Genomic DNA, 20103 nt, shown 5'->3' with positions numbered 1-20103 from the left:
ACCCGACACTTGCGCCGTCCGTTCCGGGCGGGTCGGTCGCCATCCATACGTCGCCGCGACGCGCTCGCGCGGGGACGACGGAGCCCATCGCCCATGCGTTTCAACGACACGCGATCCCTTCTACTCGCCACGGCCGCGGCTGTATTCCTTCCATCCGCCGCCTTCGCCCAGGAGGCCGACGACACCCTGCCCGAGGTGGTGGTCACCGCCACCCGCATTCCGGCCATCGTCGCCGACACCCCCGGCGCGCGCGTCATCGACAGCGCGACCGTCGAACAGCGCGGCGCCGTCTTCGCCGCCGACATCCTGTCCGACGTGCCCGGCCTGTCCGTGACCCGGTCGGGCGCCTTTGGAGGCGTGGCCCAGGTTCGCATGCGCGGCGCGACGCCGGGCAAGACCCTGGTCCTCGTCGACGGCGCCGTGGTCAATGACGCGGCCGAACCCAACGGCGCCTATGATTTCTCGGGCTTCGACCTGGGCGACATCGAGCGCATCGAGGTGCTCTCTGGTCCGCAGTCGTCCCTGTGGGGCTCCGACGCCATCGGCGGGGTGATCGCCTTCACCACCAAGGAGATCGACGGCGTCCGCGCCGAGGCCGAGGCCGGCAGCTACGACACCCTTCGCGGCCGTCTGGCCGGCGGCGTCGCCAACGACGCCTGGGCGCTCGGCGGCTACGTCTCGCGCTTCGTCACGGACGGCATCTCCGTCGCCGACGAGGCGAACGGCAATCCCGAGGCCGACGGCTTCGAGAACACCACCGTCGGCGTTCGCGGCCGCTACGCCGTCTCGTCGACGGTCGAGCTGGACGGTTCAGCCCGCTGGTCGCAGAGCGAGGCCGATCTCGATAACGGCTTCCCGGTCGAGGACAACGACGACCGCTCCGAGTCCGAGCAATGGTCCGGCGTCATCCGCTCCAGCGTCGAGGCCCTGGGTCTCGACCACCAGTTCAGCGTCTCGGCCTCGGACATCGAACGTCAGACCTTCAGCGCCTTCGGCTCGGTCTTCGAGGCCGACCGCCAGTCATACCGCTGGCAGGCCAACGGCGAGACCGGCGCCGCCGTCTACGCCTTCGGCGCAGAGCGTGAGGAAAGCGCCGGCAGCATCTCCACCGGCGACAGCGTCAGCCTCGGGACGACCTCGGTCTTCGCCACGGGCCGCTATCAGGCGACCGACGCGCTGAGCGTCACCGGCGGCCTGCGTTTCGACGATACGGACGACTTCGGCTCCGAGACCACCGGCCGACTGTCCGCCGCCTGGGACGTCGGCGCCGGCTTCACCCTGTCGGGCGCCTGGGGCACGGGCTTCAAGGCCCCGACGGTCAGCCAGGCCGTGTGCGACTTCTGCTTCTCGTCCCAGCCCTTCCCGGCGCTGCGGCCGGAAACGGCGGACGGCTATGAGGCGGCGATCGGCTGGCGTTCGGCCGACGGCCGCATCGAGGGGCGGGCGACCGTCTATCGCCTGAACGTCGACGACCAGATCACCTACATCTTCGATCCGCTCACCTTCGACAGCTATTACGTCAACATCGCCGAAACGGCGACGGACGGCGTCGAGCTGGAGGGCCGGGCCGTGCTGGGCGGCGGCTTCGACCTGACCCTCGCGTACGCCTGGACCGACGCGCGGGACGAGAGCAACGGCCGCCGACTGGCCCGCATTCCGGAACACGCCGCATCCGGAACCCTGGGCTGGACGGGCGACCGCCTCTCGGCGGCCCTGACCGTCCGGGCGGAAGGCGAGCAGAACGACACCAACGCCGCGACCCCCGCCGTTCTCGACGGCTTCGTTACGGCGAACCTGAATGCCGCCTATGCGCTGACGGACAACGTCACCCTGACCGCGCGCGTCGATAACCTGGCGGACGAGCGCTACCAGCAGGTGCTCGGCTACGGGGAACCGGGCCGTTCGGCCTTCGTCGGGGTCAGGCTGCGCTACTGATCCGGCTGCGAGGCCCGGCCGAAATCTCGGCCGGGTGCTCCAGCTGAAGCGCTTCCCAGTCCAGCGCAGGCGCGTGGGCGTGGGCGGCGGCCAGCACGGCGCGCAGTTCGGCCGCCGAGGCGGCGCTGGCCACCACGGCCGAGGCCTGCGGGAGACCCAGGGTGTAGGCCAGCGTCGCCTGCATCGGGTCGACGCGGGCTTCAGCCAGCCGCCGGCGAATGCGCGACAGCTGCGGCGCATGGTGGGCCAGATGCGGCGGCAGGCTGTCGCCGCTCATGAACAGCAGGCCCTTGGCGAACACCGACGACAGATGGATCGCGGCGCCGCCCGAGGCGATCTCGTCGAGAATGCCCGAGCGATGCACCCGCTGGTCCAGCAGGTTGCAGGGCAGCTGGACAACGTCCGGCTGGAAGCGGCGCGCCAGCAACGCCGGACCGTCCTCGACCGTGGCGCAGAAGCCGATGCGACGGAACAGGCCGCGGTCCTTCAGCGCCTGCATCCGGTCCCACAGATGACGCCCCTCGGCCCCGACCAGGTCGGCGGCGCTGGAGGCCAGCAGCACGTCGCCTCGCGGCAGGCCCATCCGCTCCAGCGATCGCCGGGCGCGGGCTTCGACGCGATCGACGCCCTCGGCGATGGAGACCGTACGGACCGTGACCTGGAAGGGGGTCGGGAAAGGCCAGGCCTGACCCAGCCGCCGCTCGCCGTCGCCGTCCGGACGGGTGGCCACCAGCGAGACCCCGGCGTCGGCGGCGGTCTGCAGAAGGAAGCGAAGCGCGTCGTCCCGGGCGCCCACCGGCGCGGGCACGGCGCGCTCGGGCTCATGCACCACCGCAAGCGCGAGTTTGTCGGCCGGAGAGGGGGCGCGGTTCGGAATCACCGGCGGACTGTGACGATCAAAGTTTAAGGCGCCCCTTCCAAGACCTTGACCGAATATTACCGGCCGCCCGGTAGTACGACCGCTACATACAGCGTTTTCAACCACTTACCTTTCGGCGGTATGACTAACGCGGGGTGTAAGACAGGCCGGAAATTTATCGCCGGCGACGGTTGATTCGGTCCCCGGCCGCCTCGGCCCCATTCCCGCCCTTGCATCGCGGGGCGTCTGGTCCTTTAAGCGCGCGCATTGTGAACGCCCCTCCCCCGCGTTCGTCGAAGGATCCGCTCATGACGTCGTCCGCCGTCCCCGCCCCGAAAAAGGTCGTGCTCGCCTACTCCGGCGGCCTGGACACCTCGATCATCCTGAAGTGGCTGCAGACCGAATATAACGCCGAGGTCATCACCTTCACGGCCGACCTGGGTCAGGGCGAGGAGCTCGCCCCGGCGCGCGAGAAGGCCCTGAAGATGGGCATCAAGCCCGAGAACATCTTCATCGACGACCTGCGCGAGGAGTTCGTGCGCGACTTCGTCTTCCCGATGTTCCGCGCCAACACCGTCTATGAGGGCCAGTATCTGCTCGGCACCTCGATCGCCCGGCCGCTGATCGCCAAGCGCCAGATCGAGATCGCCCGCATGGTCGGCGCCGACGCGGTCTGTCACGGCGCCACCGGCAAGGGCAACGACCAGGTCCGCTTCGAGCTCGGCTACTACGCGCTGGAGCCCGACATCCACGTCATCGCCCCGTGGCGCGAGTGGGAGTTCAAGTCGCGCGAGGCCCTGCTGGACTTCGCCGAGAAGCACCAGATCCCGATCTCCAAGGACAAGCGCGGCGAGGCCCCGTTCTCGGTCGACGCCAACCTGCTGCACTCCTCGTCCGAGGGTAAGGTGCTGGAAGACCCGGCGGTCGAGGCCCCCGAGTTCGTGCACCAGCGCACCATCAGCCCCGAGGACGCGCCGGACACCCCGACCGTCTTCACCATGGGCTTCGAGAAGGGCGACGCGGTCTCCATCGACGGCGTGGCCCTGTCGCCGGCCGAACTGCTCACGAAGCTGAACCAGCTGGGCCACGACAACGGCGTCGGCCGCCTCGACCTGGTCGAGAACCGCTTCGTCGGCATGAAGTCGCGCGGCGTCTACGAGACACCGGGCGGCACCATCCTGCTGGCCGCCCACCGCGGCATCGAGTCCATCACCCTGGACCGCGGCGCCATGCATCTGAAGGACGAGCTGGCGGTCAAATACGCCCACCTGATCTACAACGGCTTCTGGTTCTCGCCCGAGCGCGAGATGCTGCAGGCCGCCATCGACCACTCCCAGGCCAAGGTCTCGGGCACGGTCCGGGTCAAGCTCTACAAGGGCAATGTCTCGATCATCGGCCGCGAAAGCCCGAACAGCCTGTACGACCAGGACCTCGTCACCTTCGAGGAAGGCGTCCAGGCCTACGACCACCGCGACGCCGCCGGCTTCATCAAGCTGAACGCCCTGCGCCTGCGCGTGCTGGGCAAGCGCGACGCCCGCGACAACGGCTGATCGACCTCAGGGCCGCGCGATCCTCAGGATCGCCGCGGCCCGATCGTCGGCGATCCAGATCGAGCCGTCCCGCGCCACCGCCAGACCGGCCGGCGACCCTTGCGGATGCCGCCCGGCCTGGGCGCTCCAGCCCGGCGTCAGTACCTTGCCCTGCGGCGCCGGCGCATCGGCCGGATAGGCCAGAGCTCCGCGCGGATAGATGGCGTACAGCGCCCGCGTGGCCGTCAGCGGCGCGCCCGACCAGTCCGTCTCCAGCGCCACGACCCTGCCCGCGGCCCGGCGATAGCCGTGCCAGCTCATCAGCAGCCGGCCGCGCAGCTCCGGGAACATCGCCCCGTCATAGTAGAGCATCGCCAGCGGCGCCGCGTGCGGCGGCAGCAGTGATACCGGCGCCGTCCGCTGGTCGCAGCGCGCCTCGGCGGCCGTCCAGCCGGGCATCGGCGTCCGCATGTCGGTGCAGTAGGGCCAGCCGTAGTGCCGGCCGGACTGCAGACGGTTGATCTCGTCGTACGGCCGGCCGGGCTCGTTCAGGTCCACCGAGTTCTCGGCCTGGAAGATCGCGCCCGCCGGGTGCCGGACCATGGCCACCGAGTTGCGCAGCCCCGTCGCATACGGCCTCCATTCGGCGCTCCAGCGGCCGTTCCCGGCCGGGGCGTAGCGCCGGACCATGCCCTGCTCCGCCTCCTCGACGCAGCGACCCCGGGCGTCCCGTCGCGGCGCCTCGCGCGCGTCCAGACAGCGGTCCGACGGGGCCCCGACATTGACCAGCAGGGCCCCGTCGCCGTCGAAGACGAAACTCGACAACGGATGGCGGTTCTCGTGCAGCCGGTTGTCCGGCAGCCCCTCGACCACGGCGACCGCCCGGTCAGGCCGCGCCGGATCGAAGGCGATGATGCGGCTCATCTCGGCCAGATAGACGCGGCCGTCCGGCCCCTTCGCGATCGTGTGCGGCATGGACAGGCGATCCATCAGCCGGGTCCAGCGCACCGCGCCGTCCGGCTGCAACGACAGACGCCACAGCGCGCCGCGCCCCGCCTCCCAGCCGCCCAGGTCGGTGACCAGCCAGTCGCCGTTCGTCAGCTCCAGCAGGCCGCGCGGCATCCGCGGGCCCTCGTCACCTGTCCGTTGCCAGACCCGGCCGAGGCAATACCCCTCGGCCATCCGCACCTGGGTCGCCGGCCGGCCGCCGCAGTCGCCCTCGACCGCATAGGCGCGCGACGCCTGCTGCCCGGCGGCCGGCGGGGCCAGTCCGAACAACGCCGCCGCCGCCAGGATCGCCCGCCAGCCGATCATGATGCCCGTCCCCGTGAAATCCCAGGGCGACGCTAGCGCGGGACGGGCTCCCTTGGAAACGGCCCGGGCGGCGGTACGACCCAGGGTCTTCACCTGAGTGAAGGCGTCCGACGGGCGGGGCACTATCCCGCCTTCCGTCGCCCCCCCAGGAGATCATGATGTCCGCTCGCCTGTTCCTCGCCGCCGCCCTCGTCGTCGGCTCTCTGGCAGGTCCCGCCCTCGCCCGGCAGCAGCCCGCCGCGCCGCCTGCGGCCCAGGCCCCGGCCGAACCGCGCAGCGACGCCGAAATGGCGATGAATGCGAGGGGCGAAGCCTTCTCGGGGCGCATGGACCAGATGAAGGCCGAACTGCAGGTCGCCATGGACGACCCGGCCACCGACGCGGCCGGCAAGACCGCCGCCACCGACGCCATCCTCAACCGCTACCAGCCCGAGATCGACGCCTTCGCCGGCGAGCTGGAGGCCTTCTTCCGCTCCGAGGCCGGCAAGCCCGAGAACGTCTCCCAACGCGACCAACTCCTCGCCGCGGCCGATGCGGCGCCGCCGGCCATCCGCGGCATTCCTCAGATCGTCCGCACCGCCGTCCAGCAGGCCCTGACCGCGCCGCCGGCCGCCGCCGCGCCGCAGTAGGCGGCTCCCTTACCGCGATTTCACTTGTGGTCGACCGGTGTTGGGCGGACCTTCCCCGGAGCCTTTCAGGAGCCCCCGATGTTCAAGGCCCTTTCCCTCGCCGCCGCCCTCGCCGTTCTGCCGATCTCGGCCTCCGCCGGCGACGTACGCGGCCCGTCCGAAGACGCCATCGAAGCCGCCGCCGCGCGGTTCGAGGCGCGCATGGAAGCCTTCAGCGACCGCGCCGAGAGCATTTCCGAGGACGAGACCCTGAGCGAAGCCCAGCGCGAGGTCCGCATCGCGGCGCTCTGGGCCGAGTATCAGCCTGACGTCGACGCCTTCACCGCCGTGGTCTCTGAACACGCCGGCAAGATCGCCGAGGAGGCGCTGGCCGACCTCGACATCGACGCCATGGTCACCGCCGCCCTCGATGAGGTCGAGGCTTCGGGCGCGCTCAACCTCGCCCAGGGCCTGGCCGTCAACGGCGCCTGGGCCTCGGACGATCCGGAGCACATGGAGACCATGGGGCTGGTGGCCGAATACGCCGTCGGCGAGGCGCTGGATGCTGTCGACGCCGCCACCGCGGACATCCCGGTCGTGGTGCAGGACATCACGAACGAGCCTGACCAGGTCGACGTCGAAGTCATCGAAGTCACACCCGGCCGGTGATCGCCGGGGGCGCAGCCCCGCCCGCTTGACCTCGCGGCTACGCTGCGGGACGGACGGCGCGTGAACCTCCCCGTCGATCCCCATCTGTACGCGACCTTTCTCGGGGTCATGGCCGTCATGGCCGTGACGCCCGGTCCGGCCAACGTCTTCTCCGTCGCCAACGGCGTGCAGCGCGGCAAGGCCGGCGCCATGGCGGGCGTGGTCGGCATGAACGCCGCCACCCTGGTCTGGTTCGGCGCGGCGGCGCTGGGCCTCGGCGCCCTGGTCGTCGCCTTCCCCCAGATCTTCCGCCTGATCTCGATCGGCGGGGCCCTCTATGTCGCCTGGCTCGGGATCAACGCCCTGCGCGGCGCCTTCCGCACCGCGGCCGATCCCGATCACCCCACGATCAAGATGGGCCGCAGCGCCCTGGTCGACGGCTTCATGGTCCAGATCGCCAATCCCAAGGCCATCCTGTTCTTCACCGCCGTGCTGCCGCCCTTCCTCGATGTGAACCGCCCGGCGGCCCCGCAGCTGGCCCTGTTCGCCGTCGCCACGATCGGCATGGACGTGCTCAGCATGTCGGCATACGGTCTGGGTGGGGCGGCGTTGGCCCGACGTATGTCGGAGCCGCGTTTCCGGCGAGGATTCGCTATCTTCACCGGGGTGCTCCTGCTTGCTGCCGCCGTTCTCATTCTCACGCGTTTATAAGGACTTGAATCCGGCGGAACCGCAGCCGTTCATGTCCCGTTCAGCCGTTATGGCGCGTTGGTTGCGCGTCAAGGAGCACTCACATGAGACATCGTTTCCCCAGGCTTGTTCTTCTGGCGGCGACGACCGCGCTCGCCCTGTCGGCCTGCGCTACCGCCACCCCCTATGGTCCGGCGGGTCCTGACAGCCGCTACGGCTATTCCGATACGCGGGTCGATTCCGACCGCTACCGGATCAATTTCGCCGGCAACTCGGTCACCTCGCGCGAACAGGTCGAAATGGCCCTGCTGCTGCGCGCGGCCGAGGTCACGGTCGAAAGCGGCAACGACTGGTTCTCGACCGTCAATCGCGTCACCGATCGCGACGTCCGCTACACCTCGACCATGGACCCCTGGTACGGATCCTACGGACCCTACTGGGGACCGTCCTGGCGCTACTATTCCCGCGGCTACTGGAGCCCGTGGGGCTGGGGCGGCCCGTGGGGTGGGCCCGGCTACGGCTTCGGCGGCGACGTCCGCGAGATCGATCGTTTCGAGGCCTCGGCCGAGATCGTCGTCCGCAGCGGACCCAAGCCCGCCGACGACCCGAACGCCTTCGACGCGCGCGAGGTGATCAACAACCTCGGCCCGCGCGTGCCGCGTCCGGCGCCGCCGACGGCCTAGGTCGCCGCACGGATCGGGAAAGTCCCGCGGATCAGCCGATCCGCGGGCTCTTCAGTCTGCGCTTGTTGGCGTGCGTCTCCGGCGCCGTGCCCAGATCCTCGGGGATTTCGCCCTTGAAGTAGAAGCGCTGCCACGCCTCCTTGGCGGCCTCGGGGTCGCCGGACGCCAGACGCTTGTTGAAGTCCGTCCGCGACCGGTTCCAGGCCTCGAACTGGCCCTGCATGTTCGGATTGGACTCCAGCGTCCGGATCACCGGCTCGAAGGCCTCGGCCTTGCGGTGCTCGATCGGCAGGATGAAGCAGAACGGCTCGCCCTTCTCGAACTTCACCCGGCCGGGCCGGGTGAAAATCCAGTTCATCGTGAAGGGGAAGGGCAGCCAGTCGGTCTCGATCAGGCCGACCAGCGGCTGGATGCCGTCCTTCACGTGATTGGGCGCGCCCGAACACTGCAGGCCCCAGCCCGGCGGCGTGCGGAACAGATACTGCGGATGGAAGGTCAGCACCCCGCGCGAGAAGTGCGAGCTGACGATATGCGCCAGGTCCGGCGCCGGCCGTTCGGGCGTGATGACGATGTCGGACTGGTTCGGCCCGCCGTTCCATTCGGCCACGAAGGTGATCGGGCACAGGATCTCCCAGCCCGTGGTGTTGGCCATGTTCAGCGGCAGGCAGCGGTAGGGGTGCCGGCTGGCGAAGGCGTCCATCCAGTTCCGCGACTGGCGGCCGGGCACCAGGTCCGGCGGCCGCTGGCTCATCGGATAGCATTCCAGTTCCACAGACGGTCTCCGGCGGGTAAGCGGGGATGTTCCCTCCTCCCTAGCTTCGCCCGATGACCGAAGACAAGCCGATGAACCCTCCCGCCTGGGATCGTGACCGCCTGCTGGCGTGGATGGCCGACAACGGCCTGACCCAGACGACGCACGACCACCCGGCCGTCTTCCGCGTCGAGGAGGGGCTGGAACTCAAGGCCGCCATGCCCGGCGCCCACACCAAGAACCTGTTCCTCAAGGACAAGAAGGGCCGCCTGTGGCTGATCTCGGCCCGCCAGGACACGGTCATCGACCTGAAGCGCGCGCCCAACACCATCGGCTCGGACAAACTGTCGTTTGGCAACGAGGGCCTGCTCTACGAAACCCTCGGCCTGACGCCGGGCTCGGTCACCGCCTTCGGCCTGATCAACGACGCCGACCGTCGCGTAACCTTCGTCCTCGACAAGGCCCTGTGGGACGCCGACCTGGTCAATTTCCACCCCCTGACCAACACGGCGACCACGGCGATAGGGCAGGACGACTTCAGGAGGTTTCTCTCGCTGCTGGGGCGGGAGCCGATCGTGGTCGATTTTTCGACACTGTCCTGAAGCCCCATACCGCCAAGCTTGGCGGAGGGGACGATGAAGCGTGGTGTCAGGTCAGCGTTGATTGCTGCAGGCGTACTGGGAGCGGCCCTCGTCCCGCTCTCCGGACTAGGACTGCTCTGGCTGCCGTTTCAGGTCGCGCACACGGCCATTCTGGAACGGCTGCCCACGCCGATCCTTGCGCGGGTCCTGATCGGGAAGGCCGGCGACACAATCGTTGCAGACAGCCGCGGCCGATGGCCAATCCGCAATGGGCTGGTGCTTTACGGACAGCCTGGCCTTACGGCTCCAGGGATATGCGCCCTCGAAATCTACAGCGTGGGCACCCAATATGTGACCCGGGCACGGGGGCGACCCGGTGACCGGCCTCTGACGGCGACGACTGTGTACGGCGCCCTCTCCGCGCCGGGGGAAGATTGCTCTTCGTATCGCGATTTCGAGCACTTGTTCGGCGCCGAGGATTACATCATCGAGGACGCCATCCAGGTCCTGAGCAACGCCCGAAAATCGGCTGGCGCTGGTCCGCTGACTTTCAGCGCGCGCTGTCTCTCCCGGCTGGAGTCGCAAGAGGGACGCCCCTGTGACGCCAGATCGTATTTGGCCTCGCTGGACTTCAAGAAGCTGAACCACATTCGGCTGCTCGGTGACGATGCCGATGAGACCCGCTCCCGCTACCGTGTGACCTTCATGGACGGAGACGTCCACGGGCACCCCTTGCTGACCACCCTCAAGATCGAGACCCGCCATCGCTCCCGGTATGGCCCGGAGATCGTCGCAGTCGACATAAAACGGGAAGCGCTCTGAGGCTGACTTTCACCGCGTCCCCTGCTAGAGCCCCGCGCGTCTCCCCGACCTCCAGCATCACGGACGCCGCCATGCCCGCCGCTCCCGACTTTCCCCCCGCGCCCGACCGCGTGGCGCCGAAGCGCGCCCTGATCTCGCTCAGCGACAAGACGGGGCTGGAGGATGCGGCCCGCGCCCTGCACGACCTCGGCGTCGAACTGGTCTCGACCGGCGGCACCCGCGCCGCCATCGCCGGCTTCGGCCTGCCGGTGAAGGACGTCGCCGACCTGACCGGCTTCCCCGAGATGATGGACGGCCGGGTCAAGACCCTGCACCCCGTCGTTCACGGCGGCCTGCTCGGCGTCCGCGACGAGCCCTCGCACGCCCAGGCCATGACCGAACACGGGATCGGCGGCATCGATATCGCCTGGATCGACCTCTATCCCTTCGAGGCCACGGTCGCCTCCGGCGGCGGCTTCGAGGCCGCGGTCGAGAACATCGACATCGGCGGCCCGGCCATGATCCGCTCGGCCTCCAAGAACCACGGCTACGTCGCCGTCTGCGTCGACAAGGTCGCGGTGGACGAGGTGCTGGCCGCGCTCAAGGCCGACGGCGCGACCTCGCTGGAGCTGCGCAAACGCCTCGCCGCCCGCGCCTTCGCCCGCACCGCCGCCTACGACGCCGCCGTCTCGGGATGGTTCGCCGGCCAGGTCGGCGACGAGGCCCCGGCCCGCAAATCGATCTCCGGCTCGTTGGCCCAGACCCTGCGCTACGGCGAAAACCCGCACCAGACCGGCGCCTTCTACCGCACGGGCGAGCGCCGTCCCGGCGTGGCCTGGGCCGAACAGATCCAGGGCAAGGAGCTGGGCTACAACAACATCGCCGACGCCGACGCCGCCTATGAGCTGGTGGCCGAGTTCGAGGCTCCGGCCGTGGTCATCGTCAAACACGCCAACCCGTGCGGCGTGGCCGTCGGCAAGGACCTGTCGGAAGCCTACGCCCGCGCACTGGAATGCGACGCCGTCTCGGCCTTCGGCGGGGTGATCGCGGTCAACCGTCCGCTGAACGGCGACGACGCCCGCGCCATCACCGGCATCTTCACCGAGGTGGTCATCGCCCCCGGCGCCGACGACGAGGCGAAGCAGGTCTTCGCCGGCAAGAAGAACCTGCGCCTGCTGATCACCGACGGCCTTCCCGACCCGCACGGCGCGGGCGAGGTGTTCCGCTCGGTGGCCGGCGGCTTCCTGGTCCAGTCGCGCGACCGCAGCCTGATCAAACCCTCGGACCTGAAGATCGTCACGCGCCGCCAGCCGACGCCGACAGAAATCCAGGACATGCTGTTCGCGTTCACCGTGGCCAAGCACGTCAAGTCCAACGCCATCGTCTATGCGAAGGACGGCCAGACCGCCGGCATCGGCGCCGGCCAGATGAACCGCCGCGACTCGGCCCGCATCGCCGCCATCCGCGCCCGCGAGGCCGGCGAGGCCAAGGGCCTGGCCCATTCCCTCGCCGAGGGTTCGGCCTGCGCCTCGGAAGCCTTCTTCCCGTTCGCCGACGGCCTGCTGGAAGCGATCGCCGCCGGCGCCACGGCGGTGATCCAGCCGGGCGGTTCGATCCGCGACGACGAGGTCATCGCCGCCGCCGACGAGAAGGGCATCGCCATGGCCTTCACCGGGGTCCGCGTCTTCCGGCACTAAGCCGCCAGCCACCTTCTCCCGCCCCCGGAAAACGCTAAGGTCGGCGCATGGACACGCTCGCCGACCGCTGGAAACTGCTTGAGGCCCGTACCACTGTGGTCGGCGCCGATGACGACCGGCCGCGCCCGGCCGTCATCCTGTTCCACGGTTGCGGCGGCCTGCGCGACCACCTGCCCCGCTACGCCGCGGCGGCGAAGGCGGCCGGATGGCGCGCCTTCATCGTCGATTCCTGGGGCGCGCGCGGCTGGAGCCGGGAACTGGCCCTGCTGACGGTCTGCACCGGCCTGATGCTGCGCGGCGACAAGCGCGCCGGCGACGTGCTGGCGGCCCTGGACGGCGTGTCCCGGCGGCGGGACGTGGACTCGATGAAGATCGCACTGGCGGGATGGAGCCACGGCGGCTGGGGCATCATGGAGGCCATGAGCGCCGACCGTCGCCCCCGCAGTCTCGGCCTCGCCGACCCCGGCGCCGTCGACCTCGGCGGCGTCCTGGCCGTCTATCTCGCCTATCCGTACATCGGGCCGGCGGCCCTGAACCGCATGCGGCCGTGGAAACACTGCCCGAAGACCCTGGCCGTCATCTCGCGCGCCGATCACCTGACCACGGTGCGCAACGCCGAGAACGTTCACGCCATGGTCCGCAACTGCGGCGCAGACGTCGAGACCTGGGTCGCCGAGGGCACCCACGCCTTCGACGAACCCGGCGCCTCGCCGCCCATGCGCTATCACCCGGAACTGGCCGACGAGGCCGAACGCCGCTTCGTCGCCCTGCTGGAGGACGTAGCCGTCGCTCCTCAGCCCTGACGATTCAGCCTTGGGGCTCGATCGTCACCGGCGCGCGGATCGAATTGGCGACGTAGCAATGCTCATGCGACCGGTGATGCAGGTCATCGATCGCCGCCGCGTCGGGCCGGTTGTCGCCTGAAAAGTCGATGGCGGGGCGCAACGTCACCGCCGTGATCGAGACCTTGCCCCGGTCGTCCCGGCTCATGATCCCGACCGCCTGGTCGCGATAACGGTCGACGACGAAGCCGGCCTTGGCCGCAAAGCCCAGGAAAAACAGCATGTGGCAGCTCGAGACGGCCGCCACCAGGGCCTCCTCGGGGTCCACCGCAGCGGGGTCCGACATCGGCACCGGCACGCTGCCGGGGGCCGACGATCCGCGCACCACCGCGCCCCCGTCGAAGCGCCAGTCGTGGGCGCGGGCGTATTTGTTGTCGAGGAAGGGCTGGTCGCCCCGACTCCATTCGACGGTGGCGACATACTCACTCATGACGACCCCTTGCGGCTGCGATGACCAAACCGTGTAGCCTGAGCCGGCGCCCAAACCCAGCCGTCGGCTTGCCCGCGCGGGCGAGCCGCCTTATCCGGAGGCATGGCTGCTCCCCTGATCTGTCCGTCCATCCTCGCCAGCGACTTCGCCCGCCTGGGTGAAGAGGTCCGCGCCCTTGAAACCGCCGGCGCCGACTGGATCCACGTCGACGTCATGGACGGCCATTTCGTGCCGAACCTGACCATGGGTCCGGACATCGTGAAAGCGATCCGTCCGCACACCAGCCTGCCGTTCGACGTGCACCTGATGGTCGCTCCGGTCGATCCGTGGCTGGAGGCCTATCGCGACGCCGGCGCGGACATCCTGACCGTCCACCCGGAAAGCGGCCCGCACCTGCACCGCACCCTCGGCCGCATCCGCCAGCTGGGCGCCAGGGCGGGCGTGGTGTTCAACCCCGGCACGCCGCTGAACATCCTCGAGGAGGTCGTCGATCTGGTCGACGTGGTCTTGCTGATGTCGGTCAATCCGGGCTTCGGCGGCCAGTCCTTCATCGAAAGCGCCCTGCGCAAGATCGAGCGCACCCGCGCCATCCTCGACGCCGCCGGTTCGAAGGCGCACCTCCAGGTCGACGGCGGCGTGACCTCCGCCAACGCCGGCGCCTGCGTCGCCGCCGGGGCCGACGCCCTCGTGGCCGGTTCCTTCGTCTTCAAGGGCGGTCCGTCCGCCTACGCCGCCAACATCCAGGCGCTGAAGTCCGCGTGAGCCCGTTCGGTCCCTTCGCCCGCCCGGAAGGCGGCGGGCCCGCGCCCGGCGAAATCCCCGGCCTGCGCGGCGCGCCCGTCCGCACCCCGGTTCGCGCCACCGGCGCCTCCACCGGCGCATCGCTGTGGCCGGCGCTCACCGGACGCATGCTCACCCGTCAACTGTGGATCGAGCTCTACGGCCTGCCCGGCTACGCCCTGACCCTGAAGGGCCGCGTCGCCCAGGCCTTCGCCTCGATGCCGCGGGACTTCCGGCCCGTCGATCCGACCATCGGCAAGGGCGCCCTCGCCGGCCGCTTCGTCCTTGCCGGCTCCAGCCTTGAGGCCCCCGCGCCCGAGGACCCGTTCAACCGCCCCAGCCCGACCCGCGCCTTCGCCGTCGACCTGCACGCCTTCGCCTGGCTGCCGTCGCTGATGGCCCAGGGCGAGCGCGGCGCCCGCGAGGCCCTGCGCCTGACCCTGACCTGGGCCGAGGTCTTCTCGCGCTGGTCGCCCTTCGCCTGGGATCCCGACATCCTCGCCCGGCGCGCCTACGTCCTCGCCTGCGCCGCCCGCCGCATGGGCCAGGTCGCCACCGAGGCCGAGCGCCTGCGTCTCGCCGACGTGCTGGGTCGCCAGGCCCGCCAGCTGCTGCGTCCGCCCGGCGGCGTCGCCACCCTGGCCGAGCGCCTGACCGCCGCCGCCCTCGTCGGCTGCGTCCTCGCCGGTCCGCCCGGCGCCGCCATCCGCCGGAAGGCCCTCGGCCGCCTGACCCGCGCCCTCGACCGCGCCGTGGGCCCCGACGGCGCCCACGCCAGTCGCAGTCCCGAGGCCGGGATGGAGCTGCTGCTCGACCTTCTGTCGCTCGAGGATGCGCTCGGCCAGCTGTCCGAGGCCGCGCCCGAGGGCGTCCGCGCCGCCATCCACCGCCTGACCGCCGCCCTGCGGCTGCATACCCTCCCCGACGGCCGCCTGATCTCCATGCAGGGCGGCGGTCCGTCGACCGCGGCCCGCGTCGCCGCCGCGCTGGGCGAGGACGCCGTTTCCGATCTTTCCGGCAGCGTCGGCGGCCTGACCCGCGTCCGCAGTCCGCTGCTGACCGTCGTCGCCGACGTCGCCCCGCCCGCCCGCGGCGGATGGGCCGTCGCCGCCTGCGCCCAGCCGCTGGCGCTGGAGATCGTCTGCGGCAAGGACCGGCTGATCACCGGCTGCGGCTGGACGCCCCGCGCCGCCGACCGCCAGGGCCTGCGCCTGACCCCCGGCCACTCGACCCTGACGCTCGGCGAGACCACCACCGGCGAACCGCTGGGCGGCTGGAAGGGCGACCTGCTCGGCGCTCGCCTGATCGGCCGGCCGCTGCACGTCACCGCCGACCAGCGCGACGGCGAAGGCGCCGTCTGGCTGGAGGTCGAGCACGACGGCTGGGTCCACGACTATGGCCTGCTGCACCAGCGCCGCCTCTACCTCGACCAGCGCCTCGACGAACTGCGCGCCGAGGAGCGACTGCACCCCGCGCCCGGCCAGAAAGACGTCGTCCGCGCCATCGCCGCCCCCTACGCCGTGCGCTTCCAGCTGGAGCCGGGCGTTCAGGCCTCGCTGGCCCGCGACCGCCGCTCCATCCTGCTGCGCGGGCACTCCGGCCGCGGCTGGTGGTTCCGGACCGATGGTCCGGACGTGGCCATCGAGCCCTCGGTCCATGTCGACGAGGGCCTCACCCGGCGCTCGCTGCAGATCGTCGTGCGCGGTTCGGCCCGGACGGATTCCGAGACGAAGATCCGCTGGAAACTGAGCCCGGCGGGCGCAGGCGGCGACCCAACCTGACCCCCGCGACCTCTTGAGCCGCGAATGGCTCGGGACCATCTCACGGCCTTCCGCGTTACGACTGATCCGATACAGGACTGACATGACCCTCGCCGATCCGACCTCGCCGCCTGAAGACCTGATCAAGGAAGGTTCCGACGCCGGCTTCATGAAGGACGTCATCGAGGCGTCGAAGACCCAGCCGGTGCTGGTCGACTTCTGGGCCACCTGGTGCGGCCCCTGCCGTCAGCTGACCCCCGCGCTGGAGAAGGCCGTCCGCGCCGCCGGCGGAGCGGTCAAACTGGTCAAGATCGACGTCGACAAGAACCCGGCCTACGCGGGCCAGCTGCGCGTACAGTCGATCCCCACCGTCTACGCCTTCGTCAACGGCCAGCCCGTCGACGGCTTCCAGGGCGCCGTGCCGGAAAGCCAGCTGAAGGCCTTCATCGACAAGCTGACCGGCGGCGAGAGCGCCAATTCCGACATCGAACAGCTACTCTCGCTGGGCGAGGAGTCCCTGTCCCTCAACGACCTCGGCGGCGCAGCCCAGGCCTTCGCCCAGGTGCTGACGCTGGAGCCGGGCCAGGAGAAGGCCATCGCCGGCATGGCCCGGGTCTATCTGGCCGACGGCGACGTCGACCAGGCCCGTCAGACCATCGCCATGGCCGCGCCCGACTCGAAGGACCCGACCGTTCAGTCTGTCCGCGCCCAGCTGTCGCTGGCCTCTGCGGCGCCCGCCGACGCCGGCGCCAGAGTCGAGCTTGAAGCGAAGCTGGCCGCCGATCCGAACGACCACCAGACCCGCTTCGATCTGGCCGGAACCCTCGCCTCCTCCGGCGACTTCAAGGGCGCCGTCGACCATCTGCTGAAGATCGTCGCCGCCGATCGCGAGTGGAACGACCAAGCCGCCCGCAAACAGCTGCTCACCGTCTTCGACGCGGCCGGAGCGGCCTCAGACGTGGCTCGAGACGGCCGCCGTCGCCTGTCTTCGCTGCTGTTCGCGTAAGGAGAGTCCGGTTGGCTCAGGGATACATCAGGGCCGCCGACCTGCCGCAGGTGATACCGGTCTTTCCCCTGTCCGGCGTCCTGTTGCTGCCGCGCGGCCAGCTGCCGCTCAACATCTTCGAGCCGCGCTATCTGAACATGGTCGACGACGCCATGGCCGGCGACCGCATCATCGGCATGATCCAGCCCTTCCCCGGCGGCAGCAGCCTCCCCGGGCTGTTGCCGGTCGGATGCGCGGGACGCATCACCAGCTTCAACGAGACCTCCGACGGCCGCTATCTGATCACCCTGACCGGCTGCGCCCGCTTCCGTCTGTCCACGGAACTGCTGGTCCAGACGCCCTACCGCCAGGTCCGCGCCGCCTTCGAGGATTTCGAGAGCGACCTCACCGCCCCCGCCGCCGGCGAAGGCGCGCTGGATCGTGAAGGCCTTCTGGAAGCGCTGAAGGCCTATCTCGAGACCCGCGGCCTCGACATCGACTGGGAGACCGCCGAGACCGCCCCACCCGAGGCCCTGGTCAACAGCCTGGCCATGGCTCTGCCCTTCGACCCGCCCGAGAAACAGGCCCTGCTGGAGGCCCCGCGTCTCGACGAACGGGCCGAGGTCCTCACCGCCCTGATGCGCATCGGCGCGGCCGACGGCGGCGAGGGCGAAGCCCAGTCCATGCAGTGAAGACAAGTGGCTAGTGATTGGTGCTCCCTGCTTCGCGTCTGCGACGCACAGGGCACTGGAGGTGGGGCCGGCCATCCACTAATCACTAGCCACTAGCCACTAGCCACTAGCCACTAGCCACTAGCCACTTCGCGGGTCCCGACGATGAGCGACACCTTCCAGACCCCCAACGCCGTCGATCCGCGCCTGCTCGAGGTGCTGGTGTGCCCGGTCACCCGCGGCCGCCTGACCTATGATCGCGACCGCCAGGAACTGGTCTCCGCCGGCGCCCAACTGGCGTTCCCGATCCGAGACGGCGTGCCGATCATGCTGCCGGAAGAAGCGCGCCAGCTCGACTAGGCGATCAGCCGTCGATCAGGATCCAGCGGGCCCCGTCGCGCGCGACGACCGCATCCTGCGTCTCCCAGGCGCCCCCGTCGGCCACTCGCTGGTAGCGGCAGGTCCATTCCTTCCTCGGCGATGAAGGCGCACTCGACCTGACGGACGACCCGGTCCGGGACCAGGGCCGAAAATTCCGTCGTGGTCGGTCCCGCGGGCGCGGAAGTCGCGCAGCCCGTCACAAGAACGGCCGCCATCCCGACAAGAGCCAAAGCGCGCATCAAACCGCTTCCCCTCTCAACAGCCGCGGCAGGTCGCCGGTCGCGCCGCCCGCCTCGTGCATGAAAGCCTTCCGCAGCGCGGGAATCCGGTTCACCGCGGCGATGCCGATATCCCGCGCAAGCCGCACCGGCGCGGCGTCGTTCGAGAACAGCCGCACGAAGCCGTCGAACCCTGCGGTCAGCACCGTGTTGTCGAACCGCCGCCAGCGGGCGTAGCGGTCCAGCACGATCTCCGAACCGATGTCCTCGCCCAGCCGCATGGCCTCGACCAGCACCTCGGCCAGGGCCGCGGCGTCCTTCAGACCCATGTTCAGCCCCTGTCCCGCCACCGGGTGCACGGCATGCGCCGCGTCGCCGATCAGGGCCGTGCGCGGGGCCGTCAGCTCCTCGGCCAGCTGCAGCGACAGCGGATAGACGAAGCGCGGTCCCACCACCGTGACGTCTTCCAGATAGTCCCCGAACCGCCGCATCAGATGGGCGTGGAAGGCCGCGTCGGACGCGCTCTTCAGCGCCTCGGCCCGGCGGCTGGTCTCGGTCCACACCAGGCTGGCGCGGCGTTCGGTCAGGGGCAGGATGGCGAACGGACCCGCCGGCAGGAAATACTCATGCGCCACATTGCCGTGGTCCCGGCCCATCGAAACCGTGGCGACGACGCCGCCCTGGTCGTAGCTCCAGCCGACGGTGTCGATCCCGGCCTGCTGCCGCACCCGCGAACCGCGCCCCTCGGCCCCGACCACCAGCGACGCCTCCAGAGCCGTCCCGTCGGCCAGGGTCACGGTCACGCCGCCTGGTCCCGGCGTCACCGTCGCCACCGCCGCAGGAGCCCGCACCTCGATCCCGGCCGCGGTCACCGCCTCGGCCAGGGCCGAACGGATGCGCCGGTTCTCGACCATATAGCCCAGCGGTTCGCCGCCGTTGCGGTCGCCGATCTCGTCGGCGTCGAACCGCAGGAAGGCCGACGAGGCCGCCTTCGTCGCCGCACCCGGACGGCGCCCGTCCGTCACCAGGATGCGGTCCATGCGGCAGGCGTGCGGCCGCAGGGCCTCGCCGACGCCCAGCGCGTCCAGCATGCGGAAGGTCGAATAGGCGATGGCCGTGGACCGGCCGTCGAAGGTCGGCGCCAGCTGGGCGCTGAACGGCTGCGGATCGACCAGCACCACCTTCAGCCCGCCCTGCGCGGCGGCGAGGGCGAAGGTCGCGCCCGCCATGCCGGCGCCGGCGATGATCACGTCAGGACGATCGGAGCGGGTCATGCGGACTTTCTAGGGCGCTATCGCGCTTCGCGCTACTTGAGCGCGCGGATCGCGTCGCTGCGTCACGCCCGTTCCAGGGTCCGGCAATGGCGACCGAACGCATCGGCCATCTCGCGTCCCGGTCCCTGCACCTCGATGCCCTGATCGCCGTATCGCAGCTTCAGCATCCGCGCGCCCGCGATCGCCCCGGCCCAATCCGCCGGCAGTTCGCCCTCGCCCTTCAGCCGCGTCTGGTCGCCGACCTGTCCGGGCTGGCCCGGAACCGTCAGCGTCGCCGCCCCGGCCGTCAGCTCCAGCGGCGTCAACGTCGGCTCGGCCCGGAACAGGCGCACGTCCAGCCCGCCGGTCTTCAGGCCGTCGCAGCTGATGATCAGCACCGGCCGCGCCGTCCCCGGCGTCGTTTCCCGGCTCAGCACCAGGGCCGCGGGCGCCCCGTCGGCGACGCTCCAGGCCAGGGCGCCGCTGTCGACGCGGAAAGACAGCCCCGGCCCTTCGGGTTCGCTCTCCGGCGAACAGGCGGCGAGGAACAGCAGGGCGGGCAGGATCAGACGGCGCATGCCCCTGTCTCGCGCGTCCGCCGCGCACCGTCCAGCCACGGCGCAGCTGGTAAATGCCCCCTTAACCACGCGCGCGCGATACTGGCCGCCGATATCGCCTTCCCGGAGT

At 70.4% G+C, this 20103-nt stretch carries 21 protein-coding genes; 15 read left to right on the top strand and 6 right to left on the bottom strand.

Annotated elements, in window-relative coordinates:
• Nucleotides 1-93: 93 nt before the first annotated feature.
• A complete protein-coding gene (locus GGR12_RS01870) occupies nt 94-1935 on the top strand; it encodes a TonB-dependent receptor plug domain-containing protein (RefSeq protein ID WP_183202282.1) in 1842 nt (613 codons plus the stop codon).
• Here GGR12_RS01870 and GGR12_RS01865 read toward each other — a convergent pair.
• On the bottom strand, nt 1919-2815 hold the full coding sequence (locus GGR12_RS01865; RefSeq protein ID WP_343053057.1) for an aldo/keto reductase: 897 nt from the start codon (nt 2813-2815) through the stop codon (nt 1919-1921). The two genes, GGR12_RS01870 and GGR12_RS01865, sit on opposite strands and share 17 nt — an antisense overlap.
• 287 nt (nt 2816-3102) lie before the next feature.
• On the opposite strand from GGR12_RS01865, the gene GGR12_RS01860 reads away from it, so the two are divergent.
• Nucleotides 3103-4344 (top strand): argininosuccinate synthase, encoded by a 1242-nt coding sequence (locus GGR12_RS01860; RefSeq protein WP_183202280.1) that lies wholly within the window; start codon nt 3103-3105, stop codon nt 4342-4344.
• Between the two features lie 6 nt (nt 4345-4350).
• On the opposite strand, the gene GGR12_RS01855 is transcribed toward GGR12_RS01860, so the two are convergent.
• Complete coding sequence (locus GGR12_RS01855; protein ID WP_183202278.1) at nt 4351-5637, bottom strand: PQQ-dependent sugar dehydrogenase; 1287 nt, start codon at nt 5635-5637, stop codon at nt 4351-4353.
• A gap of 158 nt (nt 5638-5795) precedes the next feature.
• On the opposite strand from GGR12_RS01855, the gene GGR12_RS01850 reads away from it, so the two are divergent.
• The 4 genes from GGR12_RS01850 (at nt 5796) to GGR12_RS01835 (ending at nt 8266) form a co-directional block, all read left to right on the top strand.
• Nucleotides 5796-6266, top strand: a complete 471-nt coding sequence (locus GGR12_RS01850; RefSeq protein ID WP_183202276.1) for a translation initiation factor IF-2 — start codon at nt 5796-5798, stop codon at nt 6264-6266.
• Between the two features lie 78 nt (nt 6267-6344).
• Nucleotides 6345-6914 carry a hypothetical protein gene (locus tag GGR12_RS01845; protein WP_183202274.1) on the top strand — a complete coding sequence of 190 codons (570 nt, stop codon included), beginning with the start codon at nt 6345-6347 and terminating at the stop codon, nt 6912-6914.
• A 108-nt stretch (nt 6915-7022) separates the two neighbouring features.
• Entirely contained in the window at nt 7023-7604 is a 582-nt protein-coding gene (locus tag GGR12_RS01840) for a LysE family translocator (protein WP_183203719.1), read from the top strand.
• A gap of 83 nt (nt 7605-7687) precedes the next feature.
• On the top strand, nt 7688-8266 hold the full coding sequence (locus GGR12_RS01835) for a CC0125/CC1285 family lipoprotein (protein WP_183202272.1): 579 nt from the start codon (nt 7688-7690) through the stop codon (nt 8264-8266).
• A gap of 31 nt (nt 8267-8297) precedes the next feature.
• On the opposite strand, the gene GGR12_RS01830 is transcribed toward GGR12_RS01835, so the two are convergent.
• Nucleotides 8298-9038 carry a DUF6065 family protein gene (locus tag GGR12_RS01830; RefSeq protein ID WP_183202270.1) on the bottom strand — a complete coding sequence of 247 codons (741 nt, stop codon included), beginning with the start codon at nt 9036-9038 and terminating at the stop codon, nt 8298-8300.
• 71 nt (nt 9039-9109) lie between these two features.
• Between GGR12_RS01830 and GGR12_RS01825 the strand changes: the two genes are divergently transcribed.
• From GGR12_RS01825 to GGR12_RS01810, 4 genes are all read left to right on the top strand, one after another.
• Entirely contained in the window at nt 9110-9619 is a 510-nt protein-coding gene (locus tag GGR12_RS01825; RefSeq protein ID WP_246328708.1) for a prolyl-tRNA synthetase associated domain-containing protein, read from the top strand.
• 33 nt (nt 9620-9652) lie between these two features.
• A complete protein-coding gene (locus GGR12_RS01820; RefSeq protein ID WP_183202266.1) occupies nt 9653-10420 on the top strand; it encodes a hypothetical protein in 768 nt (255 codons plus the stop codon).
• Nucleotides 10421-10491: 71 nt separating this feature from the next.
• A complete protein-coding gene (gene purH, locus GGR12_RS01815; RefSeq protein ID WP_183202264.1) occupies nt 10492-12096 on the top strand; it encodes a bifunctional phosphoribosylaminoimidazolecarboxamide formyltransferase/IMP cyclohydrolase in 1605 nt (534 codons plus the stop codon).
• A gap of 47 nt (nt 12097-12143) precedes the next feature.
• Nucleotides 12144-12899 (top strand): dienelactone hydrolase family protein, encoded by a 756-nt coding sequence (locus GGR12_RS01810; RefSeq protein ID WP_183202262.1) that lies wholly within the window; start codon nt 12144-12146, stop codon nt 12897-12899.
• A gap of 4 nt (nt 12900-12903) precedes the next feature.
• Here the strand turns inward: GGR12_RS01810 and GGR12_RS01805 are convergent, their stop codons facing one another.
• Nucleotides 12904-13368: an OsmC family protein gene (locus GGR12_RS01805; protein ID WP_183202260.1), complete on the bottom strand. Its 465-nt coding sequence runs from the start codon at nt 13366-13368 to the stop codon at nt 12904-12906.
• Nucleotides 13369-13470: 102 nt separating this feature from the next.
• Here GGR12_RS01805 and rpe point away from each other — a divergent pair, with 102 nt between their 5' ends.
• From rpe to GGR12_RS01780, 5 genes are all read left to right on the top strand, one after another.
• Complete coding sequence (gene rpe, locus GGR12_RS01800) at nt 13471-14130, top strand: ribulose-phosphate 3-epimerase (RefSeq protein WP_183202258.1); 660 nt, start codon at nt 13471-13473, stop codon at nt 14128-14130.
• On the top strand, nt 14127-15929 hold the full coding sequence (locus tag GGR12_RS16810; RefSeq protein ID WP_183202256.1) for a heparinase II/III domain-containing protein: 1803 nt from the start codon (nt 14127-14129) through the stop codon (nt 15927-15929). The genes rpe and GGR12_RS16810 overlap by 4 nt, the downstream gene beginning before the upstream one ends.
• 82 nt (nt 15930-16011) lie before the next feature.
• Entirely contained in the window at nt 16012-16914 is a 903-nt protein-coding gene (trxA, locus tag GGR12_RS01790; RefSeq protein WP_183202254.1) for a thioredoxin, read from the top strand.
• A gap of 11 nt (nt 16915-16925) precedes the next feature.
• Complete coding sequence (locus GGR12_RS01785; RefSeq protein ID WP_183202252.1) at nt 16926-17585, top strand: LON peptidase substrate-binding domain-containing protein; 660 nt, start codon at nt 16926-16928, stop codon at nt 17583-17585.
• Between the two features lie 144 nt (nt 17586-17729).
• On the top strand, nt 17730-17924 hold the full coding sequence (locus tag GGR12_RS01780; protein WP_183202250.1) for a Trm112 family protein: 195 nt from the start codon (nt 17730-17732) through the stop codon (nt 17922-17924).
• Between the two features lie 259 nt (nt 17925-18183).
• Here GGR12_RS01780 and GGR12_RS01775 read toward each other — a convergent pair whose 3' ends face one another.
• Nucleotides 18184-19437, bottom strand: coding sequence for a UbiH/UbiF/VisC/COQ6 family ubiquinone biosynthesis hydroxylase (locus GGR12_RS01775; RefSeq protein WP_183202248.1), 1254 nt, complete (start codon nt 19435-19437; stop codon nt 18184-18186).
• 62 nt (nt 19438-19499) lie between these two features.
• Entirely contained in the window at nt 19500-19994 is a 495-nt protein-coding gene (locus GGR12_RS01770) for a hypothetical protein (RefSeq protein WP_183202246.1), read from the bottom strand.
• Nucleotides 19995-20103: the final 109 nt, after the last annotated feature.

It is taken from the genome of Brevundimonas lenta (assembly GCF_014196335.1).
Lineage (GTDB): Bacteria > Pseudomonadota > Alphaproteobacteria > Caulobacterales > Caulobacteraceae > Brevundimonas > Brevundimonas lenta.
Note: the sequence above shows the minus strand (reverse complement) of the source record. Positions and strands in the feature narration are given on the sequence as shown.